Below are 6,525 nucleotides of genomic sequence, written 5' to 3'. Positions count from 1 at the left end.
GGCCGCCGGGCTGGCGGTGTCTGCCTGTGGAGCCGGCGTAAGACCTCAACGGGGGAACCTCCGTGCGGGGCAGCAGGCGATGAAGCAGGAAACCCAGCGGACGACCGCTGGAATCCCCGTCCATTAGGGCGGGGAGAAGTCAATTCGGGACGATGCCGCCGTTCGCGCTCGGCGGCGGCAACCCGCTCGACGGCGTCAGCTTCTATCCGCGCACCGATCACTGGCATCTCGTCGGCTACGGGATGAGCGAGCTGTACGCGCGGGACGAGGACGCCGAGGAGACCGAGGAGTCCGGCTGGGGGTTCGAGCTGACCTTCCGGATCGCCCGTGACCCGGGTGACGACGAGCCGCCGATGTGGGCGGCCGACCTGCTCCAGTGGCTGGCCCGCTACGTGTACTCCACCGGCAACTGGTTCGAGCCCGGCCACCACCTCGACGCCAACGGCCCGATCTCCCCGGACCGTCCGACGGCGATGACAGCGCTCGCGTTCGCCGAGGACCCGGAACTCGGCGCCATCGGCACCCCGCACGGGCGGCTGCAGTTCCTGCAGGTCGTCGGCCTGACCGGCGACGAGTACGAGGCCGCCCGCCGATGGGACACCCAGGGCGTGCTCGGGCTGCTGGCCGCCCGCGACAACCCCCTGCTGATCACCGACCCGGACCGGCCGTCCGCCACCGACGACCCGGCCGTCCGCGCCGCCGTCGAGGCCGGCCGCGAACGCGACGGCTCGTCGACCGGTCTGCTCCTGCTCGCCGGCTTCACCTGGACGGCCCCGTCGGCGGACGGGGTGCGGCTACGGTTCAAGGAGATCAGCGCGCCACTGGCGGCCCAGGCGGTCCGTGACCGTCTCGCCCACGGCCGCCCACTGATCCTCGACGGCGACGGCCACACCCGGCTCCTGCTGACCCCGGCGCCGGCCTACGCCGTACGCCCGCTCCCCGCGGCCGGCGCCCCCGCCGTTCCTGCCGCGGCCGGCGACCCGGCTTCTGATGTCCCTCTTCTGTCCGGTGTAACCGCTCCGGGCGACGGCGTCTCTCCTGCGGCCGGCGCTCTCGAGATCGACCTGCCCGAAGCGGCCATCGCGGCGCTGCCCGGCCTGCTCGTCCCCGGCGTCCACCCGGTGCCGCACACCGACGGCCTGACCGTGGAGGTCATCGCCTCCTGACGGGCACGACACAGTCGACGATCTCCAGAACCCCACCGGACCGAGGGTCGATGAGGGCGAGTGTCGCTCGCTCGCCCGCCCGGCCCGGCAGCGGAGGCAGCTCGCCGCACACAGTCGCCTGATCGGGGACGCCCGGCAGAGCCACCGGCTCGCCGGCGACCAGCAGCAATGTCATCGCGGCCAGCACGAGGACCAGAGGCCGCGAACGCTCCGCCCGCCCGCGGCGCACAGCCGCGGGAGGCGACGAATCCAGGTCGATGACCGGCATCACCGCATGCTATCGCCGTCTCCCGATCCCTCACAGCCCTCAACCACCTGCCGGACACCCGCGCGGGCCTCTCTCCGGGGCGTTTGTCAGTAGTCCCACTTCTGGTGGGAGCCGCCGTTGCACTCCCAGATCTGGACCACGACGCCGTTCGAACCGTCGGCGTCCGGGATGTCGACGCACTTGATCGCCCACAGGTTGACCAGGTCGTAGGACGCGTTGTAATCCCACTGCTGGGCGCGAGCGCCGGTGCACATGGCCAGATCGAGGGTCGCGCCGTCCCCGGTGCCGGCGATCTGGACGCACTTGCCGCGAACCCGCAACGTGCCGTCGGACGGATGGGTGAACTTCTGGCCGGCGTCGTCGTTGCAGGCCCAGGACTGGATGCGGCCGGTCGTCCCGGGCGCGTACAGGCACGTCCCGGTCGCGTGGCCCTGGAAACGTCGGCCGGCCACCGTCGCCGCGGTCGTGGTGGCCGCCGTCGGCGACGCGCCCGGTTTGGCCGACGTGCCGGGCTTCGACGGCTTGGCCGACGGGCTCCCACTGACGGAGTGACTCGCGGACGGCTCCGGGCTCCGCGGGCGCGAGGTCTTGACCGGCACGCTCGCGATCGGAGTCCCCGCACCGCCGGCTCCGCCCGCCGACGGTGCGACGAAGGCCGCGTCCGGCTGCGGGTCCGCGGTGCTTGCGCCCGAGATCAGGGGGTACGCGACAAGCCCTCCCGTGACCAGCACAGCGACAGCGGCAGCCACGAGAAGCACACGGCGCCTCCGCTGCGGGGCGACCGTCGAACCGCTTCGGCCGAACGTGTCCGCCGACCCGCTCCGCTGGTGCCCCTCCGCCGCGCCACCACGGCCGAACGTGTCCGCCGGCCCGCTTTCCGCGGGCGCGCCGCTGGTCCCCGCTGCCCCGCCGGGCGTGCCGGACGTGCCGGCTCGTCCGGAGACGATGGGCTGAACGGCGGTCACCTGCCTCGCGATCCGTTGCGGATCGGCGGAGCCGGGCGGGTTCTCCGCCACAGGAGTTCCGGGAGTGCCGGACGCGAGCTGCGCAGCAGACCCGGACGGAACCGAGCGCGCTGCGGAGGAGCCGGAGGCAGGCGAAACCGGGGGTGCCGCAGAGGAGCCGGAGGCGGGCGAGACCGGGGGCGCCGCGAAGGAGGCCGCGGCGGGCGAGACCAGGGGTGCCGCGGAGGCGGCCCCGGTGGGCAAGACGGGGGGCGCCGTGGGGGCGGCCGGCGCGGACGGGACCGGGGGCGTCGTGGACGCGGACCGTGCCGGGGGTGCGGACGGGCCCGGCTGGGGTGTGGGTGGGAGGACCGGGGCCGGGGTTCGCTGGTGGGGAACGGCGAAGGTGGGGTGTTCGTAGCGGGGCAGGTCGGGCGGCGGCGCGGCGTTCGCGGAGGTGGCGGCGAGGAGCAGGCGCTGGGCGGTCTCGGCGTCGGCGCGGAGGGCCGGGTCGCGCTGGAGCAGGGCGGTGAGGGCGTGGCGCAGGGCGCCGGCGCGTTCCGGTGGTGCCGGCAGTTCGGTGGCCAGGGCGGCGAGGGTGGCCATCGGGGACGAACGGACGTACGGCGGCCGGCCCTCGACCGCGGCGTAGAGGGTCGCGCCGAGGGACCACAGGTCGGCGGGTGGGCCGATCTCGCCGTCGAGGGCACGTTCCGGCGCGAGGTACTGCGGGGAGCCGAGGACGACACCGGTGCTGGTCATGCTGGCGTCACCGGCGGCGGTGGCAAGTCCGAAATCGGTCAGGACGATGCGGCCGTCGTGGGCGAGGAGCACGTTGCCGGGTTTGACGTCGCGGTGCAGCAGGCCGGTCCGGTGGGCGGCCCGTAGGGCGGCGAGGACACCGAGCCCGACCCGGGCGGCCCGGTCGGGTGACATCGGCCCGTCGTCGCGGACCGTGTCGAACAGCGACCGGGACGGAACCAGCTCCATGACGATCCACGGTTCGCCGCGGTCGAAGACGACATCGAAGATGCGGACCACGTTGGGGTGGTCGAGCATGGCGATGGCGCGGGCCTCGCGGATGGTGCGCTCCCGCAGCGCGCGCAGCTCGTCCCCGGTCAGGCCGGGGGTGGGCACCAGTTCCTTGATCGCCACGTCGCGGCCGAGCAACTCGTCGCGGGCGGCCCAGACACGGCCCATCCCGCCCTGGCCTATCTGGCCTACCAGGCGGTAACGTTCGGCGATCAGATGCGGACGAGCTTCGGGCACTGCGGCACGGTACCGGCACGCGTGGCCCCGATGTGTCACGAGGGGACGGTCCGGCGTGTCCGTTGATCGGTTGTCAATCGTCTTCGGCTACCCCGCGTAACCACTGCTCACGACGGGTGACGCCGGAGGCCCGGACAGCCCCGCGGGACCACGATGTGGGAGCTGTGACTTCTACCACGCCGTGATCCACGAGGTGGGCGGGGCGGCGGCGACACGCGGGCCGGCCACGATCACGCCCCGGTCGGCGGAAGGGTGGACGACCGCCGGATCGGCGCCCAGGCTGACGGCGAGCACGGTCGCGAACTCGACGCCCCGCACCATCCAGCGGGGCTGCCCGGCGGGTGTCGCGATCGTGGCGCGGCGGGCTGTCGGAAACGCGACGGGGAAGGTCATCTGTGTCATGACCCGAGCTTGACCTGCGAATGTCTGCCCACCCCGTGAGCACCCTGTGGGGTTGCTGTCGGGCCACGGCGGCGTCGTCGTGGCAGGGTGTCCTCAACGGGCTGGGCGACGGTGGGAGTGAGATGACGGTGCTGTCCGCGGGCGCGGCCCTGATCGCCGCGGTGATCCCGCTGGCCCCGGCGCCGGTGGCCGGAGCGCCGGTGGCCGGAGCGCCGGTGGCCGGAGCGCCGGTGGCCGGAGCGCCGGAGACCACGTGCCGGGTCAAGGACGACCGGCTGGTGGAGATCTCCGGGCTGGTGGCCGACAGTGACGGCTACGTGGTGGTGAACGACGGGGCCGACGAGGAGTCCGGGCGCAAGATCTTCTACCTGACGAAGAAGTGCAAGGTCACGCGTACGGTGTCGTACCCCTCGCGGCCGCAGGACACCGAGGACATGGCCCGTGGCGCGGACGGCACGCTGTGGATCGGCGACATCGGCGACAACGACCGCGAACGGGCCGGCATCGGGGTGTGGCGGCTGGCCCCGGGCGCGAAGTCGCCGACACTGTTCCGGCTGTCCTACCCGGACGGCGCCCACGACGCGGAGGCCCTGCTCATCGCCGGTGACGGGACACCGATCGTGGTCACGAAGGACCCGCTGACCGCCGGGGTGTACGTGCCGGAGCGCGCCCTGGACGCGTCGGCGCCCGTGCCGCTGCGACGGGCCGGCGCTTTCCGGATCCCGGTGACGACGACCGGCAATCCGTACGGCTTCAAGGGCCGGTTCGTCGTCACGGGCGCCGCTACCAGCCCCGACGGCACACGGGTGGCGCTCCGGACGTACGCCGACGCGTTTGAATTCGATGTGGAACCGGGCGGGTCCGCGGACGCCGTCGTCCGCGCCATCGGTGAGGGGAAGCCTCGCGAGATCGCCCTGCCCGACGAGCCGCAGGGCGAGTCGATCGCCTACACGGCCGACGGCGCCGCGCTGCTCAGCGTCTCGGAACGGACCGACGGCGCCGACAGCGTCGACATGCTGCGGTATGCGCTGCCGGACGCGCCCGCCCCGGTCGCCGGCTCGTCCAAGGCGTCGTCATCGTCCCCACCGTCATCGTCCCCACCATCATCGTCCCCGGCGAAGGCCGGTCAGCCGGCCTCGGCGGGACGGGCCGAAAGCGGCGGCCTGCCGGTGGGGGCGATGGCCGCCGGCGGCGCGCTGATCGCTGCCGCGCTCGTGCTCGGGGTGGTCATCGCCCGCCGCCGGTCCCGCTGACACCCCGCGCCCTCGCCGCAACCTGTTCGAGCGACGGCTGGCCGTTACTGATCACTGGCCGGCCAAAGGTGGGGCGGCATCACCGGTCGATCCGGGTGGGGTGGCATCACCGGTAGGCCAAGGCAGGGTGGCATCACCCGTCGACCAACGCGGGGTGGCATCACCCGTCGACCAAGGCGGGGTGGCTCAGGAGGTAGCGGGGCAACCGGTCCTCCTTCACCGCGGCGAAGAACCTGGTCGCCTCCGAGGTGAGGCGTTCGCCGAGGTAGTGGTCGCCGTCGAAGACCGGGCCGCCGGCGAGGCCGATCGTGGTGACGGCGGTGGTGTCGACGTCCTTGAGGGCGGCCAGCCAGTCGGTGATGTCGTGGCCGCCGTCGATGAAGGTCAGGTTGTCGCCGATGGCGGTCATCACCTTGAGAAGCTGGGCCGGATCGGTGATCTGCCGGGCCACCGCGCGCAGCAGCTGACGCTGGTGGCGCTGGCGGTCGTAGTCGCTGCGCGGCAGGCCGTAGCGCTGCCGGACGAAGTCGAGCGCCTCCCACGGCTGCAGGCGGACCGGTGTCGTGCTCTGCGGGTAGGTCTTCTGCGGGCCGGTGTACGGGCGCAGGCAGGTTCCGCCGAGGCGGCACTGGGGCAGCAGGTCGCGGCGGGTGCCGTCGGGTTTGAGGTGTTCGGAGACGACGGTCTGGTCGACGGTGAGCTCGACGCCGCCGAGGGCCGCCACCATCCGTTTGAAGCCACCGAAGTCGATCACCGCGCCGCCGTCGAAGGTGAGGCCGGTGACCGCGCCGACCGTGGTGGCGAGCAACCGGTAGCCCTGGGCGCGGTCGTAGCGGTCCCGGCCGGCGGCGCTGCCCAGCGCCATCGCCGCGTTGATCTTCGTGCGCCGGCCGGTGCTGCCGCTCGGGGCGAACGGCGGGATCCACACGACCAGGTCGCGCGGCAGCGAGAACAGGTAGACGCCGCTGCGGTCGGCGGGGACGTGCGCGACGATGATCGTGTCGGCCAGGGGTTTGACGTGGGTGCCGCGCGGGTCGATACCGGCCAGCAGGAAGTCGAGCGGACCGGACAGGGCGGCGCGCCGCGGCCCCGCCACGGACGGCACGGTGAGCGCGGCGGGCAGCAGCAGGAGGATTCCCACGGCGACGGCCAGCCGGGCCTGCCAGGGGGCGCGGCGTTTCCCTGAGTCGGAGAGGAGGCGTGTCTGCACGTCCGATGACGAT

Annotated in this window: 6 protein-coding genes; 2 read left to right on the top strand and 4 right to left on the bottom strand. The window is 73.4% G+C overall.

From position 1 onward, the window contains the following. Positions 1 to 152: 152 nt before the first annotated feature. Positions 153 to 1,166, top strand: coding sequence for a suppressor of fused domain protein (locus BM290_RS44955; RefSeq protein ID WP_093622137.1), 1,014 nt, complete (start codon positions 153 to 155; stop codon positions 1,164 to 1,166). On the opposite strand, the gene BM290_RS44950 is transcribed toward BM290_RS44955, so the two are convergent. The 3 genes from BM290_RS44950 to BM290_RS48935 form a co-directional block, all read right to left on the bottom strand. Beyond that, the gene (locus tag BM290_RS44950; RefSeq protein ID WP_143134204.1) at positions 1,153 to 1,434 is read right to left on the bottom strand and encodes a hypothetical protein; all 282 of its coding nucleotides are present in this window, start codon (positions 1,432 to 1,434) and stop codon (positions 1,153 to 1,155) included. The two genes, BM290_RS44955 and BM290_RS44950, sit on opposite strands and share 14 nt — an antisense overlap. 86 nt (positions 1,435 to 1,520) lie before the next feature. Then, positions 1,521 to 3,647 carry a serine/threonine protein kinase gene (locus BM290_RS48940; protein WP_093622135.1) on the bottom strand — a complete coding sequence of 709 codons (2,127 nt, stop codon included), beginning with the start codon at positions 3,645 to 3,647 and terminating at the stop codon, positions 1,521 to 1,523. A gap of 171 nt (positions 3,648 to 3,818) precedes the next feature. Next, a complete protein-coding gene (locus BM290_RS48935) occupies positions 3,819 to 4,049 on the bottom strand; it encodes a hypothetical protein (RefSeq protein ID WP_177320173.1) in 231 nt (76 codons plus the stop codon). Positions 4,050 to 4,084: 35 nt separating this feature from the next. Here BM290_RS48935 and BM290_RS44935 point away from each other — a divergent pair, with 35 nt between their 5' ends. Further along, on the top strand, positions 4,085 to 5,302 hold the full coding sequence (locus BM290_RS44935; RefSeq protein ID WP_239144114.1) for a hypothetical protein: 1,218 nt from the start codon (positions 4,085 to 4,087) through the stop codon (positions 5,300 to 5,302). A gap of 160 nt (positions 5,303 to 5,462) precedes the next feature. Here BM290_RS44935 and BM290_RS44930 read toward each other — a convergent pair whose 3' ends face one another. Then, the gene (locus BM290_RS44930) at positions 5,463 to 6,512 is read right to left on the bottom strand and encodes an LCP family protein (RefSeq protein WP_093622133.1); all 1,050 of its coding nucleotides are present in this window, start codon (positions 6,510 to 6,512) and stop codon (positions 5,463 to 5,465) included. Positions 6,513 to 6,525: the final 13 nt, after the last annotated feature.

The organism is Actinoplanes philippinensis (assembly GCF_900113015.1).
GTDB classification, from domain to species: Bacteria; Actinomycetota; Actinomycetes; order Mycobacteriales; family Micromonosporaceae; genus Actinoplanes; species Actinoplanes philippinensis.
Note: the sequence above shows the minus strand (reverse complement) of the source record. Positions and strands in the feature narration are given on the sequence as shown.